This is a genomic window from Sporolactobacillus shoreicorticis (assembly GCF_024125445.1).
Taxonomy (GTDB): Bacteria; Bacillota; Bacilli; order Bacillales; family Sporolactobacillaceae; genus Sporolactobacillus; species Sporolactobacillus shoreicorticis.
In genome coordinates this window covers 30,860-52,428 of the sequence record NZ_JAMXWM010000032.1, presented here as the reverse complement: position 1 = coordinate 52,428, position 21,569 = coordinate 30,860, and the positions used below count along the sequence as shown (strand labels likewise).

16 protein-coding genes, 1 pseudogene and 1 riboswitch are annotated in these 21,569 nt (G+C 44.7%); of the genes and pseudogenes, 7 read left to right on the top strand and 10 right to left on the bottom strand.

Going from position 1 to position 21,569, the window contains the following annotated elements; genetic code table 11:
- Positions 1-138 precede the first annotated feature (138 nt).
- Together NIE88_RS19220 and NIE88_RS19215 are read right to left on the bottom strand one after the other, a co-directional pair.
- Complete coding sequence (locus tag NIE88_RS19220) at positions 139-1,443, bottom strand: L-cysteine desulfidase family protein (protein ID WP_253064866.1); 1,305 nt, start codon at positions 1,441-1,443, stop codon at positions 139-141.
- 274 nt (positions 1,444-1,717) lie between these two features.
- On the bottom strand, positions 1,718-1,984 hold the full coding sequence (locus NIE88_RS19215; RefSeq protein ID WP_253064864.1) for a DUF4190 domain-containing protein: 267 nt from the start codon (positions 1,982-1,984) through the stop codon (positions 1,718-1,720).
- Positions 1,985-2,285: 301 nt separating this feature from the next.
- On the opposite strand from NIE88_RS19215, the gene nrdD reads away from it, so the two are divergent.
- Positions 2,286-4,493 (top strand): anaerobic ribonucleoside-triphosphate reductase, encoded by a 2,208-nt coding sequence (gene nrdD, locus NIE88_RS19210; protein ID WP_253064862.1) that lies wholly within the window; start codon positions 2,286-2,288, stop codon positions 4,491-4,493.
- 13 nt (positions 4,494-4,506) lie between these two features.
- The gene (gene nrdG, locus NIE88_RS19205; protein WP_253064860.1) at positions 4,507-5,094 is read left to right on the top strand and encodes an anaerobic ribonucleoside-triphosphate reductase activating protein; all 588 of its coding nucleotides are present in this window, start codon (positions 4,507-4,509) and stop codon (positions 5,092-5,094) included.
- Between the two features lie 60 nt (positions 5,095-5,154).
- On the opposite strand, the gene NIE88_RS19200 is transcribed toward nrdG, so the two are convergent.
- Entirely contained in the window at positions 5,155-5,373 is a 219-nt protein-coding gene (locus tag NIE88_RS19200) for a hypothetical protein (RefSeq protein WP_253064858.1), read from the bottom strand.
- A 554-nt stretch (positions 5,374-5,927) separates the two neighbouring features.
- Between NIE88_RS19200 and NIE88_RS19195 the strand changes: the two genes are divergently transcribed.
- From NIE88_RS19195 to NIE88_RS19185, 3 genes are all read left to right on the top strand, one after another.
- Entirely contained in the window at positions 5,928-6,809 is an 882-nt protein-coding gene (locus NIE88_RS19195) for a LysR family transcriptional regulator (protein ID WP_253064856.1), read from the top strand.
- Between the two features lie 419 nt (positions 6,810-7,228).
- Positions 7,229-9,934, top strand: coding sequence for an HAD-IC family P-type ATPase (locus tag NIE88_RS19190; RefSeq protein WP_253064854.1), 2,706 nt, complete (start codon positions 7,229-7,231; stop codon positions 9,932-9,934).
- A 338-nt stretch (positions 9,935-10,272) separates the two neighbouring features.
- Positions 10,273-11,079: a MetQ/NlpA family ABC transporter substrate-binding protein gene (locus NIE88_RS19185; RefSeq protein WP_373689463.1), complete on the top strand. Its 807-nt coding sequence runs from the start codon at positions 10,273-10,275 to the stop codon at positions 11,077-11,079.
- A 167-nt stretch (positions 11,080-11,246) separates the two neighbouring features.
- On the opposite strand, the gene NIE88_RS19180 is transcribed toward NIE88_RS19185, so the two are convergent.
- The 7 genes and pseudogenes from NIE88_RS19180 to NIE88_RS19150 form a co-directional block, all read right to left on the bottom strand.
- Positions 11,247-12,290: an alpha/beta hydrolase gene (locus tag NIE88_RS19180; protein ID WP_253064852.1), complete on the bottom strand. Its 1,044-nt coding sequence runs from the start codon at positions 12,288-12,290 to the stop codon at positions 11,247-11,249.
- A gap of 497 nt (positions 12,291-12,787) precedes the next feature.
- A pseudogene (locus NIE88_RS19175) lies at positions 12,788-13,483 on the bottom strand (IS1634 family transposase); the annotation flags it as partial.
- Positions 13,461-14,252 (bottom strand): IS4 family transposase, encoded by a 792-nt coding sequence (locus tag NIE88_RS19170; RefSeq protein WP_290446597.1) that lies wholly within the window; start codon positions 14,250-14,252, stop codon positions 13,461-13,463. The gene NIE88_RS19170 and the pseudogene NIE88_RS19175, both read right to left, overlap by 23 nt.
- A 462-nt stretch (positions 14,253-14,714) precedes the next feature.
- Entirely contained in the window at positions 14,715-14,855 is a 141-nt protein-coding gene (locus NIE88_RS19165) for a hypothetical protein (protein ID WP_253064846.1), read from the bottom strand.
- Positions 14,852-16,468 (bottom strand): ABC transporter ATP-binding protein, encoded by a 1,617-nt coding sequence (locus tag NIE88_RS19160; RefSeq protein ID WP_253064844.1) that lies wholly within the window; start codon positions 16,466-16,468, stop codon positions 14,852-14,854. The genes NIE88_RS19165 and NIE88_RS19160 overlap by 4 nt, the downstream gene beginning before the upstream one ends.
- Before the next feature lie 164 nt (positions 16,469-16,632).
- Positions 16,633-18,405: an ABC transporter ATP-binding protein gene (locus NIE88_RS19155; protein WP_253064842.1), complete on the bottom strand. Its 1,773-nt coding sequence runs from the start codon at positions 18,403-18,405 to the stop codon at positions 16,633-16,635.
- Between the two features lie 14 nt (positions 18,406-18,419).
- A complete protein-coding gene (locus NIE88_RS19150; RefSeq protein WP_253064840.1) occupies positions 18,420-18,584 on the bottom strand; it encodes a hypothetical protein in 165 nt (54 codons plus the stop codon).
- A 118-nt stretch (positions 18,585-18,702) separates the two neighbouring features.
- Positions 18,703-18,816, bottom strand: a riboswitch (SAM riboswitch).
- Between the two features lie 724 nt (positions 18,817-19,540).
- On the opposite strand from NIE88_RS19150, the gene NIE88_RS19145 reads away from it, so the two are divergent.
- Both NIE88_RS19145 and NIE88_RS19140 read left to right on the top strand, forming a co-directional pair.
- The gene (locus tag NIE88_RS19145) at positions 19,541-20,353 is read left to right on the top strand and encodes an NAD(P)-binding domain-containing protein (RefSeq protein WP_253064838.1); all 813 of its coding nucleotides are present in this window, start codon (positions 19,541-19,543) and stop codon (positions 20,351-20,353) included.
- 39 nt (positions 20,354-20,392) lie between these two features.
- Positions 20,393-21,550: a CobW family GTP-binding protein gene (locus NIE88_RS19140; RefSeq protein ID WP_253064836.1), complete on the top strand. Its 1,158-nt coding sequence runs from the start codon at positions 20,393-20,395 to the stop codon at positions 21,548-21,550.
- Positions 21,551-21,569 lie beyond the last annotated feature (19 nt).

The window sequence follows — 21,569 nt, the reverse complement described above, 5'->3', positions numbered from 1 at the left end:
GATTCAGTGGTTTTATTTTTTTATGATCAACTTCTGTCAGAAACTCATGCTCCGCAACGCCGCATCGGTCCTTTGCACCCGCAAAGAATGGGCAGAAACATAATAGTTGTTTGGTCAAAAATCTTAGTTTCGTTGCACTCACTTTTCCGCGACCGCATCTTTACTGGTATGTTTCAGCATAATGTCAATGATTTCACGATCTGTTTCCCGCATCCCTTTTTTAGCCAGAATACCGACGTTATGAATCGTGTTGTCCACCCCCTTCGTAACGATCCCGTCACCACCGAAAAACTGCTGGTCATTCCTGTACATATGATAACCGAGAATGCCGGCATCGACTGCCGAGGCAATTTTAGCAGCGCAGGATGGTTTCGCACCGTCACAGATAATGCCAGACGTGATCGCTAAAGCGTTGACGATGGTGTGGGCAATATCCTCATACTCTCCGCCCTGCAGATAAGCAATCCCCGCACCCGCCCCGCAGCCGGCACTGACCACGCCGCAGTATGCAGAGAGCCGTCCGATGCCCGTCTTCTGGTAAATGGTAACCAAGTTAGACAGAACCAGGGCTCGGTAAAGTTTATCACGGGACACGCGCAGTTCCTTAGCATATTCAATCACAGGAAGAGAAGCGGTCATCCCCTGATTTCCGCTTCCTGAGACGATCACGACCGGCTTTTCACAACCGCCCATTCGCGCATCGGATCCGGCTGCGGCCACTGCCCGAGCGCGTGTCCTGACATCATTGCCATAGGCACGCAGCAGCACTTTTCCTATATTGGCGCCCCAGTCGTGGGTCAGCCCCTCTTCGGAGACGGCGGTATTACAGGCGACCTGCCTTTCAATCATTTCTGAAATATCGTCAAGGCGCACACTGTTTGCAAAATCGAGAATGTCTCGAACATTGAGACAGCCCCGATCCGTCAGCTCACTGCCTTGATCCGAATCGCTGACCGATTCATACAGAACATTTTCGTTTCGAGCCACGCGGACAATATTAGTATGGTAATGTTCAATGACAACCGTTGCTTCATCGTTCCCCTTCTGAACAGTCACCGCAATATAGAAGACAATCTCATTTTCAACAGGAACAACAGTGATCGGATGCCCATCGATGTATCCCTGTATGGATGCCTTCGCTTGTTCTTCAATGCCGGACAGCACTTCCAGTTTTTTCGATGCGTCCCCTGCAACAATACCGGCCGCGGCTGCGGCTTCAATGCCTTTCAAACCATTTGTATTGGGAACAACGACACTTTTTACATTCTTGATGATATTTCCGCTCGCCGCAATAACGCAGCTTTCCGGCTCCACCCCCAGCACCTCGCGAGCCTTCGCCGCCGCATAAGCAACAGAAATTGGCTCAGTGCAGCCAGTAGCGGGGACTAATTCTTCTTTTAAAATGTTCACGTAATTTTGATAGATTTGATCTTCTGCATTCATTCGAAACATAAGCCTCCTGAAAAGAACAGTGATTCACAAGCTACGCAGCATTTATTTTTCTTTTTATTCATATGCTTCGAACCGTGTGGCATTTTGTTCAATTACATACATTTTTACGCCGTATGGATACTTTTTCAAGAGACAAATATGTCAAACGGTTGACAAAATGATGTGAAAATACCTTCTAAAGAACCGGCAATCTGCTTTGACCCGATTAAAAAATGAAACATCCCTCCCTAAAAGGAGGGATGTTTCATTTCATTGAGAACTACCTTTATGCTGTCACAAATACGCCAACGATGACAAAAAATAATATAATTAAAGCATAGATGGATATACTGATGATACTTGTCACTAAACCAGTGATGGCCAAGCCTCTGCCCTGCTGCCCATATTGCTCAATCTCATTCATTGCTTTTATGGAAAAAATAATGCCTAAAATCCCTAAAATAAATCCTGCGTAGGGAATGATTATTGCCGTAATCCCCAAGACCATTCCTGCAATAGCTTTGCCGTTCACTTGGTTTTGCTGCGATTCCACTAATCGTCACCTGCTCAATTTAATCTGGTGCACGGTACGTGATGTGATCATTAATTAAATTATAACGAAACGCATCGTCACTGTAACTATTTATTTTTTCTAGTATTATTATACTATACGGCTTAATCCATCTTCGCTATATCTTTCACAGGCTTGTCACAAATTGGTTTTTTCCCGCCACAATACAATATATAGTACTTTTCATGCGATTTTTAGAGTTTTATTCCCCATATCTTGATTGAAACATTTCAAGCGATCCCCTATTATAGATTGAGTACTTGTTCAAAAGGGGGCACTCATGATGCTAGAGACAAAACAAAAACAGGCAACCAACCAACTGGCAATCAGCGTACTGAAGCGTGATGGCCGCATTATAGATTTTAACACCGAGAAGATCACAACGGCTCTGCTAAAAGCAGCGAAACATGTTCTCGGCGAATTAGATCCGTTGACCTATCAATTAATCAACGAGATTACAGATGATGTCGTCGCTGAAATCGAATCACGTTTCCACAAAGACGTTAAAATTTACGAGATTCAGAATATCGTCGAACAGACGCTGCTGACGCATCACCAGTATGACATTGCCCAGGAATACATTAATTATCGGACGCAGCGTGATTTTTCGCGCAATCAGGCAACCGATATCAACTTCACGATTCGCAAATTGCTGCATAAAGACAAAACCATTGTGAACGAAAATGCGAATAAGGACAGCCAAGTATTTAACACGCAAAGAGATTTGACGGCAGGTACTGTCGCCAAGGCGATTGGATTGAAGATGCTGCCGCCGAAGGTAGCGAATGCTCAACTAAAAGGCGAGATTCACTGGCATGATTTAGATTATCAACCCTATAGTCCGATGACCAATTGCTGCTTGATCGACTTTAATGAAATGCTCAATCACGGTTTTAAAATTGGTAATGCCGATGTCGAACCGCCACACTCGATCCAGACAGCAACAGCCCAAATGGCGCAAATCATCGCCAACGTTGCCTCCAGCCAATACGGCGGATGCTCTGCCGACCGCGTGGACGAGCTTCTCGCTCCTTTCGCGAAAAAAAATTATGACAAGCACTTGGCTGATGCCAAAGAGTGGGTCGAGGGTGAAGAGCGTCAGCAAGCTTTTGCTCGTAAGAAAACAAAAAAAGACATCTATGACGCCATGCAAGCGTTGGAGTATGAAATTAATACGCTGTACTCCTCTCAGGGACAGACTCCTTTTACGACTTTAGGATTCGGACTGGGGACGAATTGGATTGAACGCGCCATTCAAAAAGCGATTCTGCGCATTCGCATTGACGGTTTAGGAAAAGAGCACCGCACCGCAATTTTTCCTAAACTGGTGTTCAGCTTAAAACGAGGGCTCAACCTTAATCCTGAAGATTCCAATTACGATATTAAGCAGCTCGCCATAGAATGTGCAACCAAACGGATGTATCCGGATGTGCTGATGTATGACAAACTGATTGAGTTGACGGGAAGCTTTAAAGCACCGATGGGCTGCCGTTCCTTCCTTCAAGGCTGGTGGGATGAAAATGGCAGGGAAGTCAACTCCGGACGCATGAATCTGGGCGTTGTCACCGTTAATTTGCCCCGCATTGCCATGGAATCAAAGGGAAACAAGGAAACCTTCTGGAAAATTCTCGAGGAACGACTGCAGATCTGCAAAGAAGCTTTGGTCTTTAAAGTGGAGCGTGCCAAGCAGGCAACACCGGAAAATGCGCCGATCCTTTACCAGTACGGAGCTTTCGGTAAACGATTAAAGCGAACAGACTCCGTCGATGAGCTATTCAAAAATTCCCGGGCCACCGTATCACTTGGTTACATCGGACTTTATGAAGTAGGCACTGTTTTTTACGGCAGCGCATGGGAAACCAATCCGGAAGCGAAGGATTTCGCGGTCAGCGTCGTAAAAGAGCTTTGGGAGCACTGCCAGAACTGGGAAGATGAGTATGGCTATCATTTCAGCGTGTACAGTACGCCAAGCGAGAGTCTGACAGACAAGTTCTGCCGTAAAGATACCGAAAAGTTCGGCAAGGTAAAGGATATTACCGATAAAGAGTACTATACAAACAGTTTTCACTATGATGTTCGAAAAGCACCGACACCGTTTGAAAAATTAGATTTTGAAAAAGATTTTCCGCCTTACTGCGCCGGCGGGTTCATTCATTACTGCGAGTATCCGAATCTGAAACAAAATCCGAAGGCGCTTGAGGCCGTTTGGGATTATGCTTATGATCGTGTTGGTTATTTAGGCACCAATACACCAATCGATCAATGCTTTAAATGCGGGTTCAAGGGTGAATTCAAACCGACGGAACGCGGTTTTGAGTGTCCGGAATGCGGCAACAACGATCCACAAACTTGCGACGTTGTGAAACGCACATGCGGCTACTTAGGAAATCCGCAGCAGCGTCCGATGATTCACGGCCGCCACGTCGAAATCGCATCGCGGGTGAAACATATAGCGTTTGGCAATGACAGCAACACAATCGCTCGACAATAAAGGATGGAGTCTGATGGTCAAAAATACAGAAAGAACAAGACCGCGAAATCCGAATCCGAAGACATGGCTGGCCGAAAAATTAAGTCAGAACTATATTGCCAGCTATAAACCGTTCAATTTTGTCGATGGCGAAGGCGTGCGCTGCAGTCTCTATGTCAGCGGCTGTCCCTTTGACTGTCCCGGATGCTACAATAAAGCAGCTCAGAATTTCCGCTACGGCCAGCCGTACACCAAGGATTTAGAAGATCGGATTGTTGAGGATATCGGTCAACCCTACGTTCAGGGACTGACACTTCTCGGCGGAGAACCATTTTTAAACACGGGAGTATGTCTCTCTCTGGTGAATCGAGTTCGCCGCGAATATGGCCGTACCAAAGACATTTGGTCTTGGACCGGCTATACGTGGGACGAGCTGCAGCGGGACTCGGACGACAAACGCGAACTTCTTTCAAAAATCGACATTTTGGTTGACGGCCGCTTCGAACTTTCTCAGAAAGATTTGACCTTGCAATTTCGCGGCAGCGCCAACCAGCGCATCATTGATGTTCAAAAAACGCTGAAAAGCGGACAAGTCGTAATCTGGGATCGGCTTGTAAAATAAATAGTCTACTTCCAAGCGGTCCGTACCCTTCAGAAGGTACGGACTGCTTCGTTATTTTCTCTATTCTTCAACAGGAACCATAAAATCAGATTCGGATACTCCATACTTCGCACACACTTTTTTCTTGTAGTCTTCAAAGGACAAGTAAAAATTTTCAGGTGGATTGCCGCCTAAAACGGTAAATATTCCGTCTCTACTATAAGAAACTAAGTAGCTGTTATTCCGGTCGATCGTATCATCGAATAACGCCTTATGCTCTTCTAAAAGATCATGCCTCATTCAGCAGCATACTTTTATGACTTCCGTCTTTATTAACCAGAACAAAGACACCGTTCCCATCATACTTTTCTTCCTGATCGTCAATACTCTTTGTCTCTCGTTCAATGATTTTGCTGTAATTATAACCGCAACGCAGGCAATAGATATATCGCTCGTCCGCTTTGTAATAATTAAATTTAATCGCAGAACGTCCGCAGCAAAGGTATTTTCACATAAATTAGTAAAGCCAAGGTAAGCTCACTCCTTTGTTCATTTGGAATTTAAATAGACGATGAAAAAAGATGAACATCTGAGCATTAAGAAAATGATTGAAAAATGAATGGCAAGCATAGAAGATTAATTAAAGCGGGAAAATCAGGTTCGGAAAAACAATAAAAATGGGTCATCTGGAGATATTCGTTGTTTCCATTATAGATCGTATGTTCTCATCCGTCTACTTCTTGATTTATATAAATCTGAGTATCAAATCAAACAAAACAGCAGCGACAAAATAATTCATGGGATGGTAAACTAGAAAATAGGACAAGTTGATAGCAAGCGAGGCGGAATTACAGGTGAATATACGAGATCTCAATTATTTTAAACAGCTGTTTCGAGAAAAAAATTTCACAAAGGTCGCTCAGTTGTTTAAAGTCAGTCAGCCCACCATCACGGCAGCCGTTCAGCGACTTGAAAAAGAGCTGGATGTGCAGCTGATCATTCGTGATCAATCGCATAAAGAGTTGATTTTTACAGAAAGCGGCAGACAATTCGAAAAGCATGTCACTCAAATCTTGCGGGAACTTAGAGCGGCTCAATTGGAAATCACGGCAATCAAACAAGAACGTGTTCGCTTGGGACTTCCCCCCATTATCGGCAGTTCATTTTTTCCTGCTCTCTCAGCAAAACTTTCAGAAAAGAATTGGCTTTCTCATCTAGATACTTGCGAAGATGGCTCAAAGTCACTTTTAAACCAATTAAAAAATGGGAAACTGGATTTAGCTCTTTTAAGCTCTACCCAGCCTATTAAAGACGCACAACTCACCGTCCATTTACTGGCAAGAAAAGAATTTAAAATAATTGTCAGTTCAAGCCATCCCTTAGCGCAAGCAGGCTCAGTTGCGTTTCAAGATCTGAAGAACGAATCCTTTATCCAACTCAATGAACGGTTCGTGCATTCGATTGCCTTCCGCCAGTTCAGCGAGCAGGCACAAATCAAACCGGCTATCATCTATCAAACGAATGATGTGCAAATTATTAAGGGCATGGTTTCCAGTGGTGTCGGTATCAGTCTGCTCAGTGAAACTGCGCTTCTGCCTCAGGACCCGGTCGCCGTATTAACGTTAAAAAATCAGCCGCAGCCTGAATTTTTAATCCAGCTTGTTTATCGCTCCAACCACCTCCTGACTTCATTGCAGCAGCAAATCATACATCTGCTTACTCAGGGAAACTTTTAATCGGTTTAAAGTTGCAGGAAGCTGGGTCTTGTTTTAATTCACATTTAACTTGTAGTATTAATTCAATTTTTTTCCGGAAAATCACCAAGTGAAACAAATCATGAAAGTTCTCTTCCTATTTTGACAGTATAAATAAACTACTGTATCTTTAAATTATGACGAAACTGGAGGTGAGCGCAATTTGAACACCGCAAATGAAGGCGGCGAAAGTCATCAAATCACTAATCATGTGACTCCGGAAGACGAAGACCCTCCTGAGGCGAGTGACCATAAGAACTTTTTTCCTCAAACAGAGGCTTCTTTCGTTCGTACACCATTATATTCCCTACGCGAGTAAACAGGTTTGCTTAGTACATTCTAGGTTAAAGCTGTCTTTTTGTCGTTGGTCAAAAATGGACGAAGAAAGAAGGAATCATCTTATGGAAAAAATGAAAAAAACGCTCCAAACTGAGCAATTCTTTATGATGGGTGAGAAAGAAATAAAGAAATATTTTAAAACCGAACCATTTCCCAATGGTCTGGATGACAAAGAAGTACAAGAACGGCTAAATAAATACGGTCCAAACCGTTTACGAGCAGAACAAACACCTAAATGGAAATTATTTGCCCGTCAATTCAACAATATGATCATTTATATTTTGATCGTCGCTGCCTTACTCACGTTGTACATGGGCCATTACTCAGACGCAGTCATTATCGGATTAGTCGTCGTGATTAATGCCTACATCGGCTATTATCAAGAAGCAAACGCCTCGGATTCGCTGGAAAAAATCAAAAGTATGTTATCCGTTAACGCCACAGCGATACGCGAAGGGCACAGAATCGATATTCCTGCCGAAGAACTTGTACCCGGGGATCTTGTTTATTTAGAAGCCGGAGACCATGTGCCTGCGGATTTGCGAATCATCGACAGTGACAATTTACGAGTCGAAGAGTCTTCGTTAACGGGGGAGGCCGACTCTGTTCACAAAAGAGCAATCGAGATTTCCAATCAAGCGACCCCACTGGCTGAACGATTAAATATGGCTTACGCCTCAACAGCTGTAACCAATGGAAGCGGGACAGGAATCGTTGTCGCAACGGCAGAACAAACAGAAATTGGAAAAATATCAGAAGAAGTAAACAAGGTAGCCGCCTCCAAAACACCGTTGATGCGGGAAATTGATCGACTAGGCAAGAACCTGTCTCTAGTAATCATCTTTGTCGCAGTCGGATTGTTTTTCTTCGGAATGTGGCTGGACATCTATTCGCTATCGGTACTCGCACTGGCAATCGTTACGATGATTGTCGGCTCAATCCCTGAAGGACTTCCGGCCACAACGTCAGTGATTTTAGCAATGGGTGTCAGCGATATGTCCAAGAAAAAAAACACCATAGTAAAAAGCCTACCGGCTGTCGAAACATTAGGAGCCGTAGATATTATCGCTACAGATAAAACAGGCACACTGACCAAAAATGAAATGACTGTCCAAGATATTTTCACGCGCAATCATGACTACACCGTTACGGGAACCGGCTATGCCCCTTACGGAAAGCTTTTAAAAGCGGGACAAAATGCGGATATGGCCCAAGATCAGGATCTCTTTTGGCTGCTGACGTCCGGATATGAGGCAAACGACACCGAGTTGTTTGAAGAAGAAGGACGCTGGACGATAAACGGCGAACCGACAGACGGTTCGTTTCTGACGCTGTATCATAAAGCTTTCGGAAAAAAGCAGATTTCGGCGTTTCATGAAATCGACAGAATTCCTTTTGATTCAGATTACCGTTACATCGCCAAGTTGGCTCAAGCTGAAAATGGCAAGCGATATATCTTCGTCAAGGGATCTCCGGACAAACTTTTTCAAATGGCAGAACAAAGGAACCCTGAATTCTCAGCAATATGGTGGCAGAACCGAATTGATAAATTAACCAAACAGGGAAAACGCGTTGTGGCTGTCGGCTACAAAGAAGTGCCGGGAAACCAGCGCACAGTAAATCATGAAGATTTGTTCGACGGAATTGAATTTCTTGGCATGGCAGGTATTATTGATCCGCCACGCACAGAAGTTATCGAGGCATTGAAACAAATGCGCCGCTCCGGAGTTCAAGTAAAAATGATTACCGGAGATCACCCGATGACAGCCAAGGCGATTGGACAGCAGCTTGGACTAGCTGATGAGATCAAAACAATTACCGGACCTGAATTGGATAAACTCTCTAAAGAAGACTTAGCAAAAACAGTCCCTGATTATCAGGTCTTTGCCCGGACAACTCCGGAAAACAAACTGGACATTGTCCAAGCCTTTCAGGCAAACAATAAGGTAACCGCAATGACCGGTGACGGGGTCAACGACGCGCCGGCCCTAAAGAAAGCTGAAATTGGCGTGGCAATGGGCATTAAAGGGACAGATGTCGCAAAGGACTCAGCCGATATGATTCTGGCTGATGATAATTTCGCCACAATGTCCGTAGCCATAAAAGAAGGACGGAGAATTTATGAGAATATCAAGAAGAGTATTCTGTTTTTATTACCGACTTCTTTTGCGGAAGGCCTGATTATCGCTTTTACGATTATCGCGCAGAGAGAAATGCCGCTCCAGGCTACACAGTTACTGTGGATCAACATGGTCTCTGCCATCACAATCCAGTTTGCCTTCATCTTTGAACCGGCTGAAGACGGGATTATGCGGCGCCCGCCGAGGAAGACGGGGTCCGGACTCATGGACCGGCACGATATCTTTCAAATGACCTATGTTTCTGTGCTGATGGCAGTGATCAGCATGTGGTCTTATGATTGGCTCTTGATTCAAGGAGCCGATCAAATGACAGCAAGTACAATGATGATCAATATTATTATTTTCAGCAAGATTTTTTACCTGTTTAACATTCGCACTTCCTCATTGGCGCTATCAAAAGACTTTTTCAGTAATAAAAAAGCCTTTTTGATCATTGGCATTATGATTGTCTTGCAAATGATTTTGATCTACGTGCCTTTTATGCAGACAGCCTTTCAAACAGAGCCTTTGACATTGCTCGAATGGGGAATTGCCGCTGTTGCGGGTATCGCCATCCTGCTCATCGCTGAATTGGACAAATGGATTCGCCTTCGCTTGTGGCAAAGAAGCGAAGCGCTTAACCCTTAATTCATCGCTGAAGGGAATTATCTTAGCTATAAGCTTCGAGAAACCTTGATATGAGCAGTACAGAAATTAACAAAACAAAGGGCAAACAGCTCTAATCATAAAATGTGCCATGAACTTTTTAAGGTTCATGGCACATTTCGTATAGATGCAGCCGCAGAACATGCGGATTGTCCGCAATTGACCGATAAATCCAGGGAACCGACCGATATTTTTTCAAAAGAGACCGATAAAACAGATCACATAAAAATACATCTTGTCTTTAATTCACATTTAACTTATAGTATTAATTATATTTAATCTATCAGCTTAGATAATTACTTACAACGGAGGGAAGTGTAGTGAAAAGAGTTTATTTGACGGGACTAATTGTTTTGATCATTTTTGCTCTGGCTGGTTGCAGCAGCAATTCCGGCACATTAAGCGAAAAAGAAATCACGGTTGGCGTAACCGGCGGACCGCATCAGCAAATCATGGAACAGGTTTCCAAGCTTGCTAAGAAAGATGGACTGACCATCCACCTGAAAGTTTTTAATGATTACAACCAGCCAAATACGGCACTGGACAACGGGAATCTGGATGCCAGCAGTTATCAAACGTTGCCCTTTTTAAAGGCACAAATTAAGGACAGGGGTTATAAAATTACCGATGTTTTCAAAACGGTCGCATTGCCAATGGGTATTTACTCAAATAAGATTAAAAACTTAAAGGATCTGAAAAAGGGCGATAAAATTGCGATACCGAATGATCCGTCCAGCCAGCCACGCAGCCTGACCTTGCTGGAGAAAGCGGGTGTAATTAAAATGAAGAAAGGGACACAAAGAACCGGCTCAACCCGCGATATTGTCAGCAATCCGAAGCATCTTGAATTTATATCTATGGATCCTGCCCAGATTACCTCTCATCTCGATGAAGTAACCGCGGCAGCAATTAATTCCAATTTTGCCATGGGTGCCGATTTGACCATTCTAAACGACTCTGTCTATCATGAATCGCTCACACATAACAGTTATCCAAACTATTTTGTCGTTCGTACAAAAAATAAAAATGACAAGGTCATTAAACAAATAAAGAGCTATTATCATTCAGCGCACATCAAAGCGTACATCAATAAAACATTTCATGGCTCTGTAGTGCCTGCCTGGTAAAAGAATCCTAATTATAGAAAAACGATCCGGTTATTTTCTTTGTAAAAGAGATATCCGAATCGTTTTATTTTGTTTTAAAAGCAATCTGTTTGGCTCGTCCAAAACGGCGGGAACAGGAGAAACGATAATACTAGGACAAGTGACACCTATCCTGTTCTCTTTTTTGTTCATTGACGGATACTCATGTATTTCTCAACAAAGCGAAAAATCGTTGAAAAATACAGATCCGGATCAACAAGAGAAGCAGCAGCATGTGTCGCCCCTTTTACAAGCAGCAGCTCTTTATCCCCTGCGGCTGCTTCATAGACTTTATGCACCATACTCGTTGGAACAAACGTGTCCTTATCGCCATGAATAAATAAAATCGGTATCTTTGCTTTTTTTAATTGTTCAACGGCCGACGCTTCAAAAATGCCATAACCGGCACGAGACCGCGTGACTCGATCGGCAAAGTGAAGGATGGGGAATGAAGGGAGTCGAAATAGATTATGTAATTCATAAGCGAATTCATCCGCCACCGACGTATAGCCGCAATCCTCAATAACGCAAACTACATGTTCGGGAAGCTTCTCGCCCGCCGTCATCATCGCAGTCGCAGCTCCCATCGAAACACCGAAAATGACAATCTGTGCCTGCGGATCCCATTTAATGATCTCTTGAATCCAGCCGACCACATCGAACCGATCATTCCAGCCCATGCCGATATATTCACCCTCGCTCTGCCCCGCTCCACGCAAATCAGGAACAAGTGCGTTAAAACCATGATCCGCAAAAACAGATGCATAATAGAACATAAAAGAAGCTTCATTCATATATCCGTGCAAAAGAACGATCCAACGATGGCCTTCCGGATGCGCATTAAACCGACAGGCATGGAGCTTCAGACCATCGGATGCGTTAAAAGAAACATCGACCGGCGGACACTCCCGGAGAAAACGTTCTTTCACAGCCTTCCGTTCATCAATCCGAGCTTTTATTGCGGGAGAGAGATGTTCCTTCGATACTGCCGGATCAAGATTTTTTCGATGAGGCGAATCCTCCCGCGCAATCGCCAGACGGTAGAAATAAGAACCAATCATACTTTCCGTGACTTTGAATACGGCGGCAGCTGCCGTCAAAATTCCGGATACTAAAAGAATCTTTGTTTTCAACCGCCCCCGATTATTCTTTCCTTTATCTTTTTGATCCCCTTGATTGCTTATTAATCGCATAGATTACCACCCTCTTCTTATTATCCTGCTCTATTATTAGAATAAACGATCGTGACATAAACCGAAACTAATAAAAAAGCGGCTGAAAAGTAAAAGTGATAATTAATTGAGAAAAAGATTTTGTTAAACTTTTATTGCTGATCTCGTTCCATTTACTGCATTGGAACGTGAAATCGCACTTTCACACCTAAGTTCTCCCTATGTTTGGTGATCTAAGATCCTTCGTACATTCCGTCTCGGGAAGCGCAATTGTTTGGCTTGACGAAAAATTGCGTTTAAGTGTTATGAGAGATCTATTTGACCACCGAATTTTTTCCTAGGCGGTAGGGCTACTGAAACAACCGAATTACTTATTGGAACGGTTAAAAAAGCATTAGCTCCACACACTGATTCCATTCTCGTACACACAGATCTGGAAAGCGCGTATTCATCGTGTAAGTATAGAAATTACTTGACTAGCCACGGGTTAATCCATAGCATCCTGGATTCCCGATAAATTATACCAAGGCAGGCGGCTCAACCCCAAGAGCCTGATAAAGGCTCATCTGTCTCTTGGTCAGCTCGCCAATATGCTTGTGACCCCCGGGTTGCTTGTATTGCTCACCTACGTCCAGTTCATCCAAAAGTTCCTGAATGGTGTACTGCTTGAATAGCTGATGATCGCCCATTGCCTTTTTTATGTAGGAAAGATAGAACAGCGCAATGAATTGGACAAAAAGTTTGCCTTCCAAGTTTTCTTCGGAGGAAACGGAAGTCCGGCGAAGATTCAACCGTTCCTTTAAATTTCCGAAGGCTTTCTCGATCAGATCCTTGGTCTGATAGATCTCCAGCGCCTCGATGGGATCTTTGATCCCATTAGAAATGAGGGCGAAGTAGCCAAAATCCTTTTCTGCTTGGGCAATGGCCTTTTCTTTGGGTGTCAGGGAAAGCCCCCGGACAGGCGTTTCCTTCCATGCATAGTAACGTTCATAAAGCTTTTCATGTTCCGGTTTTCTCTTGCCCAATTGAAGCTCTTCCTCTAGATGATCCAGCAGTTTATTGAAGGCTATCTTATCGTCAGTTGCCTTTTGATCATTATAGTAGAGATGGAGATACAGTCTTTTTTTATCGGTTATGATCTCCCCGGTTCGTTTCTTGACTTCTGAATAGTCCCAGTCCGTCAGAAAGGATTCATAGTAGAGATTGCAGCAGGATCATTTGATCCGATAAAAGAGAACTGTTTTCGGGTACCTTATAGGTATGCAAGACATGGATAACGGCATTCTTTTTTAAACGGGAAGCAAAGAACATCCCCTCTTCTGAAAAGCGATCAAAGGCCCGATAGTCCACGTATCCTCGATCAAAGACATACATGGCTTCTTTCTCGTCAACAAGTACATCGAGTTGCGAGCGGTCATTGACTTGAGCGGATGTCAGGACTGCTTTTTCCGGAAACACTTGCCCTTTTCCCATAAAGACAAGACGAAGGTGCAGTTTGACACCGGCTTTGGTTTTACGAAAGTGAGCCCATGGATAGCGCTGAGCATTCAAGGGTATCGTCGTCGAATCCACAACCCTAAGCTGCTCATCAATTTTAGGCACCTGTTTGCCTTTAATCTTGGCGACCAGATCAAGAAAGATCATCATCAACAGTTGCGGGTCAACGGAGTTATTTTTTCTTGAAAGTTGTGAGGCACTGATCGACGAAAGACCCGCTGCTTTCTGAAGTTCTTCACTCAAGACGCAGTCCGAAATCGAATGCAGACTGTCTTCTTTCTGGAGATGAGCATACAGAAAAAGGGTCATATAAGCCTTTGTCATCAGCTTTTTCACGTACTTGTCGCTGCCGGTTTGTCCGAGGGTTTCGTCAAGCTGTTTAAAATTAATCTGATTTAGCCATTGCGAAAATGAAGAGAGATGTGTATTCTTATCCACATGTCGATCCTTTTCTTTGAATTTGGATCGAATCACCGATCCTTCCATTGTAAAGAATTTTTTTGTTGGCTAACCACCTTAAATTTGATTATTCCTAGTATTTTGAATCATCAGTTTTAATTACTGCAACGCTAGTCCTTGGTGGGTATACATTTAGAATAAGGAGCCTTCTCCTTTTCGTCCAGTCAAGGGAATAAAAAGAGCCTGATTCGTAAAGAAAGAGCTGCACGCCGCCCTATTTTCATACCCCAAGTCAAATTTATTCCCCCGAGAAACATTTTACACATAGGAGGCATGACTTGCCTGTTTATTTACTCAACATCCAGCCACCATCCTCATAAAAAAAGATGATCTCTGTTCAAAGCAGAAATCATCTTCTCAATACATAAGTCTTTTTTTAATTGTCTTTGACAAAGGATACAGTCCAAAAACAGACTTTTTTGTCACTTCATAAACAGCCTTTCCCATTTTGACCCTGCAAAGTGTATCCCGACAATACAATCACCAGTGTCAGGAGAAACTCTTACTCATCTGATTGATCCAGCCCTCCTGTTTCGGCACAACGTAATCGGGTGAGAATTGCACATATAGTAGCGCACCAGCTAGACCGAGAACAAGCAGCACCGACACTATTGTCACGATTTTCTTCATTGCTCTCCCTCCCGCTCACCGGCCGTAATGAATCTTTGGTAGGTAGGACTGGTCGCCAACAATTCTTGGTGGGTACCTTCTGCTTCGACCTGGCCATCAGTTAGGACAATAATATGATCCGCAGTCGCCACTCCATCCGGATCGTGAGTAACCTGAATGATTGTCCGTTCATTTTTGGAGCCGTCAAGTGATCGGATGATCGCATTCGACGTTTCCTGGTCGACGGCAGACGTGGACTCATCGAGCAGGACAAATTCCGGATTGACTACAAGAGCCCGTGCCAAGGTTATGCGCTGCGCCTCGCCCCCTGAGAGATTGGTGCCAGCTTCATTCAATTCGGTGTCAAAGGAACTGGTGAGACTCGTGACGAATTCAGTGGCATGAGCGCTGTCCGACGCACGCTGCAGGCTCGCCTCGTCAATCGTTTCGACGCCATAGCCAATGTTGTCCCGCACGGTTCCAGCAAAGATATACGGGTATTGGGGAACATAGCCGAAGTGGGCACGATAGTCCTTAAGGGAGAATTCGTCAATCTCTGTGACCTTATCCGCTCGTTTGAGGGTGATCGAACCTTCGGAAGGGTCATAGAGGCGAAGCAACAGCTTGAGTAGCGTTGACTTGCCCGAACCATTGCCTCCGATAATAGCCGTGCGTTTCCCACTGGGAATAGTGCACGAGACATCATGCAGAGCGGAACGGCCATCGCTGTATGTGAACGATACGCCGCTCAGGACAATGTCACTGATTTGAATGTCCTTGGCTAAGCCACTGTCCAATTGTTCCGTTTCGAGCTGAAGTATAGCGTTGGAATGCTTCAGATTACCCTGCGCGCCCTTGATCGCCTCATATTGAACGACCATCTGCAGCAACTGTGTATTAACGTTGCCCGTATAGGTGGAGAACGTGTTAATACCCGTCTTCTCCAACTGTCCTTTACGGACCATCCCGCTGCCGATCAGAGCGATGAATATAGAAGCCACTGTGTTGTACAGTGTGTTTAGTGGGACGATAATTGCATAAATGAATCCCATGAACAATCCCGCTTTATATTTAACGTCGATAGCCACGTTCCCCTGAACCACCTCGTCTTGTTCGGCAACCTGCGACTTGACATACACGACGTTCGGCAGATGTTCGGAAAAAAATTCGGTCGTGACCTTGGTACCGTTGTAGTAGCGCTTTGAAGCGGCGAAGAACAGACGGCCTCCAAAGAAAAAGAGAAACACGACGAACGGAATCAGCAACAGCAGAAAAGTAGTCAACGTCTTATTGTACTGATATAGGACGATGAACGCCTTGATGAAGGCATAGAGGGCGGAACACAGTGTGATCAGCGAGGTTATGGCATAGCCCGCCTGTGTAACTGAGGTCGTCACACCTGCTACATATGACGACGGCCCCTTCCGATCAATGGTGTTGATCGGAAGATGCAGAATCTTGTTCCAGAGAAGATTTCTGGCGCGTAGTGTCGTTCGTTGGTCGGCATATTGACTCGTCATTCCTTGTGCCAGCATAATGATCGAGTTAAGAACCGTTAACAGCACATACCCGATAATGGTGGAATTGTACAGCTCGCCGTTGTTAACCCTGACGGTGTACGCGGATATTCTCACGGTCAGGTCTCCGTAAAGGAAACCAATCAGGGCACTAACGATATACAACCACCACGGAATGCGCAGGTGGGTATATAAAGACAGGAATTCCTTCCATACCCCCAATTTTTTATCACTAGAAATTCCGCCTTTTCCTGTGGTGGATGGGATTGTTTGTGGAACGCTCATGATTTTTCCTCCTCTTCTCCAATCAATCGACGATATCGTTCGCTTCGCGCAAACAATTCTTTCGGCGTACCAGAATCAATCAGGTTTCCACCCTCAATAAGAAGAAGCCGATTGGCATGAGCAATCGTTTGGCGGTCGTGTCCTACCACAATAACCGCTGCACGTGCGGCAATCTTCCGGATACTCTCCCATACTACAGTCTTTCGATCAGCGTCCAGTTGGGAGAAAGATTCATCAAGTATAAGGTATCTGGGTTTTTTAAGAATCGCACGAGCCAGCACGAGAATTTGTCGTTCACCACCCGACAGACCCGAGCCATTCTCACCTAGCTCGTAGTCGAGCTGTCCGGGAAGAGCACGGACAAAATCATATGCACCGGCTAGTCTGAGCGCATCGTTAAGTTCATCTTCAGGTACTGATTCGCGTCGCACCCCGTACAGAAAGTTCTGACGTAACGTACCCGCAAAGAACACGCTATTCTGCGGTATGTAAACCACCGCTTCGCGATAACCCGCTACTGCGTAGTCAGCGACATCAATCCCGCCTACCGTGATTCGCCCGGAATCTGGTGTTTGGAGCCTGTCGATCAAGTTGAGTAAAGTGGTTTTCCCACTTCCCGATGGACCGGCTATGGCAGTGATACCAGATGCCGAGATTGACGCACGGAATTTTGAGAGCACTTGATGTTCACCATAGAAGAATGACACATCCTCGAAAACGATATTCCCATGCAAACTGTCAGACGCAATGCCATCGGTACGCTCCTCCGTCTGCGCCACAATGTGGGAAACACGGTTGACCGAACCCTGTGCAGCTTTGAACGAACTCCAATACCCGGCGGAGAATACGCCGACAATGTTGGCTGAGAAGGCGAAAAATGCAATCCACTCCTGCAATGATATAACACCTGATGACAGGAAATGCCTCCCCACTAACGCTATGACGATGAACTCAATGGCTGTTGTAATAGCGAACACCGGTCCGCTTAGCTGTCCTATCCAGCTGTTGCGAATGCTATATCGGTAAAGCTCCGCAATCCTGCGTTGACTGCGTTTCGCCTCATGTTCCTCACGTCCATATGCCTTAACGACCTCTGCGTGACCAACGGTTTCAGACAGGTTTCGGGTGAATTCTGCATTCTTAGTGTTGACGGTGTCCGCAATGCCATAGTTCAGCTTACCGAGGACAACGGAAATGACAATGAACAGTGGAAAGAGTGCGATCAGTGACCAAACGAGACGCCCATCATAACTGCTGATCTGAGTCAGTACCGCCCACAACGAGTAGATCTGGATCGCGACCTCAAGAAAGACGAAGATGATCAACTGACTGATCTGCTCAGCATCAGATACAATTCTCGATATGAGTTCTTTCGGTTTGTTGCGCTCGAAAAAGGATAAAGGCAGGCTAATTACTTTCCGCCACACCATTCGTTTCATATTTCGGTCAATTCTAGCAATGCATACCCAGCTGATGAATGTGGACACGGCGCTAAGTCCTGCGTTCGCCAGTGTATACAGTACAAATGGCACAATGATCGACGCGAAATTGACATCACCGGAAAACATCTTCGCGGTATATTGCGTTACGTCGATATAAAACTTGACAAGCACGATCCTAATAATAATGTAAACTGCCAACCACACGAACGGCAGCTTAGTTTTACGAATCATACCAAAAAAGCGACGGTATATGCCCTTGTCACTCTTTAAAAAACCATCATACAATCGGGATAAACCCGAATTCGGACGTTGGACCCTATCCCCCATATCTGTTTCCCCCCTCATTTTGAACTAAAACAGTAAAATAGCTGTGTTTTTTTGTCATTAAAAAGATTGGACCTCAACTGATAAATCGGTATCGCACGCACACCAGTTGCCATATCCAGGTTTTCCTTTCCACCACAAATTCGCATTATTCCAAGCCCAAGTTTTCTTTCTTCGTCCATGCCCATCTCTCCCTTGATCATAATTTTTAATTAAATAAAAGTTCGGTTGGAAAAAAATTACAATAAAAAGACCGTTTTCCACAGAGTTAAAAGGAAAACAGCCTTTTTGCCGAATCATTTCTTATCTGCCAGAATTTAATCTGCTGGAATTAACACCATGCATGACATAGAAAAACATCATGCTGGTTGTCGGGTTTCACAGGGCCAGTCCCTCCGCCACTCTTGATAAGATTTATTTAATTGTGATAAGTTTAAATGCGTTAAAGTGTTTTGTCAATACTTATATACAAGTAATCTTCTTTGTTTAATGCCTTTTGTAAATTTTCCAACGGAGGCCCACTTGTCATTGGCTTTTCCTAGAACATGACAACGGAGCACGTTCTGATTTTAAGTCGTTGGGGAAGACAATAAATGAATCACTTCTGTGTGATCAACCAACTGATCGCATAATGCGATCTTGCGGTAAACAGCTGGAGCACTTGATTTCATTTTAACAAAGCAGGACAACAGGCGGAGTTTGCAGTTATCAAGGCATAAGAATATTCGTCATCACTGGTGATTGCCCGATTTTTTGAAAACCGTCTCCACGGAACTTACTCAATTTCTACCTTGATCGAATGTCTGAGAAAAGCATCCTGAAGTCACCTTCAGGGAAATTCTTACTGTACTCGCCGACATTCGCAAACATTTAACATCGATTACAGTAAGAAATGCCTGCTGCTCAAAGAAATCAATTAAATTTTTTTTAGGTGAAACAGGGCTGAATACACAACAACTTTGTGACAAATTGCAACAGACATAAACTGCTTATCCATAAGGGTTTATGGCTGTTTTTCAGTCCATTTAGCTGCAAAAGTCAGGGAAAGTGCAATTGTTTGGCTTGATGAATCATTTCACCTATAATGATTTATAAAACGTAATTATTGCGATTTATAAATCATTGAGGTGATCACTAAATGCAGAATATCGTCATTGTCGGCGCGGGGGCAGCAGGCATCGGTCTCGGCGTACTGCTTCAAAAGGCGGGCATAAAACATTTCTCCATTTTAGAAAAAGATAAAATCGGCTCCTCTTTTCGTCAGTGGCCGAAAGAAATGCGTATGGACACACCATCGTTTCCAAGGCAGGGCTTTGGTGCTCTGGATCTGAATGCCCTATCGCTTTTTAGTGCCGCCCATCATGTTTGGCTGTTTCTGCCTTACATCGTACTTCTTATGCTCGGTGGCGTGCTTCACACACGTATTTGGCATAAACATAAAGCCGCCGCTCTTTCCGAGGCTCCGTTCATTCGCCGCTCCTTTCTGCAGACGCCAACATGGAGAGATCCCTTGTTTCGTTTGCGAAGCGTTATTCGGCAGTTTCTGCTGCATGCGATGCCTATTTTTAGGATCATTTGTTTACTTGCCTCATTTCTGGACATTTTCAATCTGATTCATTATGTGGCTCATCTATTTTATCCATTATTAGCGCTTCTTAATCTACCAACCGAAGCCGGCATCGGCATCGCTTTCTCAATGATTCGCAAAGACGGCATGCTGATTTTCAATGAAGGCAGCGGTACCTTGCTGGCACAGCTTTCGATTGGTCAGCTGTTTCTCTTAGTCTTCCTCGCCTCGACGGTCAGCGCCTGTGCCGTCACCATATGGACCGTAGGGCGTGAACTGGGAATCAAGGAGGCGGCAAAGCTGATCAGTCGGCAGCTGATTACCTCGATCATTTGCTCGACTGCGCTGTTCCTGGCACTGTTTCAATTGCCGCGTTTGTTCTGAGGAGATCAATTCCTATTCATTTAAGGGAGGCTTTTTAGCATGACACGCGTACCTGTAACTATTTTCTCCGGTTTTCTTGGATCAGGTAAAACAACCCTGCTGCTGCATTTGCTTCAGCATAGATCGCCCAATAAACGTATCGGTCTCATTATCAATGACATGGCCGAGGTCAATATTGATGAAAAAACCATTCGCCGCAGCCCATTCTTTACGGCTGATGACCGACTGATCGCGCTGACAGGCGGAAGCATAAGTACGGATTTGGTCAGCGCCCTGCAGCGTGCGGTCTATGAACTCGCGTCATCGAAAAAGGTAGACTTGATTCTTATCGAAACCTCGGGTATTTCACGACCGCAACTTGTCGTCAAGAAGCTTGTGCGTGGAAAAAATCAGAATGGAAAAATGATTCGTGATGTTGCCCGCGTAGACACGACGATCACCGTTGTTGACGCCGCGCGGCTAGCAAGCCTGCTCACTCCTGAACAAGGAACATTCGATGCCGCTTACGTGGACACCAATCAATTGATCATGAATCAAATCGATTTTTGCAATGTGCTGATCATTAATAAAACGGATCAGTTATCTGCCGATTCGCTCGCCTATCTTCAAAACGCCGCCCAAGCACTCCAGCCGGAAGCGCATCTGATTATGACCACATTTGGCCGCGTCGCGCCGGAAGCACTGATCAACACACATCGATTCGATGAGCGGCAAACGATTCCAGATGCCGATGATACAGAAGAACTCAGCGTCCTTCAGCAAAACGAAGCAGCACAGATCGGCATTCGTTCTTTTGTCTACCGCAGGCGGCATCCGTTCCACCCGCTCCGTCTCGATGCCTGGCTTGACCAATGGCCAAAAGAGATTATCCGCTGCAAGGGAGTCATGTGGCTGGCGACACAGCCGACAACGGTCTTCAAAGTTTCTCAATCCGGCCGCGCCATGGATATCGTTCCAGTCGGTTACTGGATCGCTATGCTAAAGCCTGATGAAATTCAGAAAATGTTCCAAATTCGCAAGGGACTGAGCGACATCTGGGATCCGCGATTCGGCGACCGAATGATTGAGCTCGTTTTTATCGGAAAAGGAATGGATCGCGACAAAATCATTAAAGATCTCGATTATTGTTTGTATCAGGATGGTGAAGCTGTCGCTTTTCAGCAAGATCCGTTTCGGCAATCAAATATGCCCGATTGAAAATAAAAAGAGGATGCCT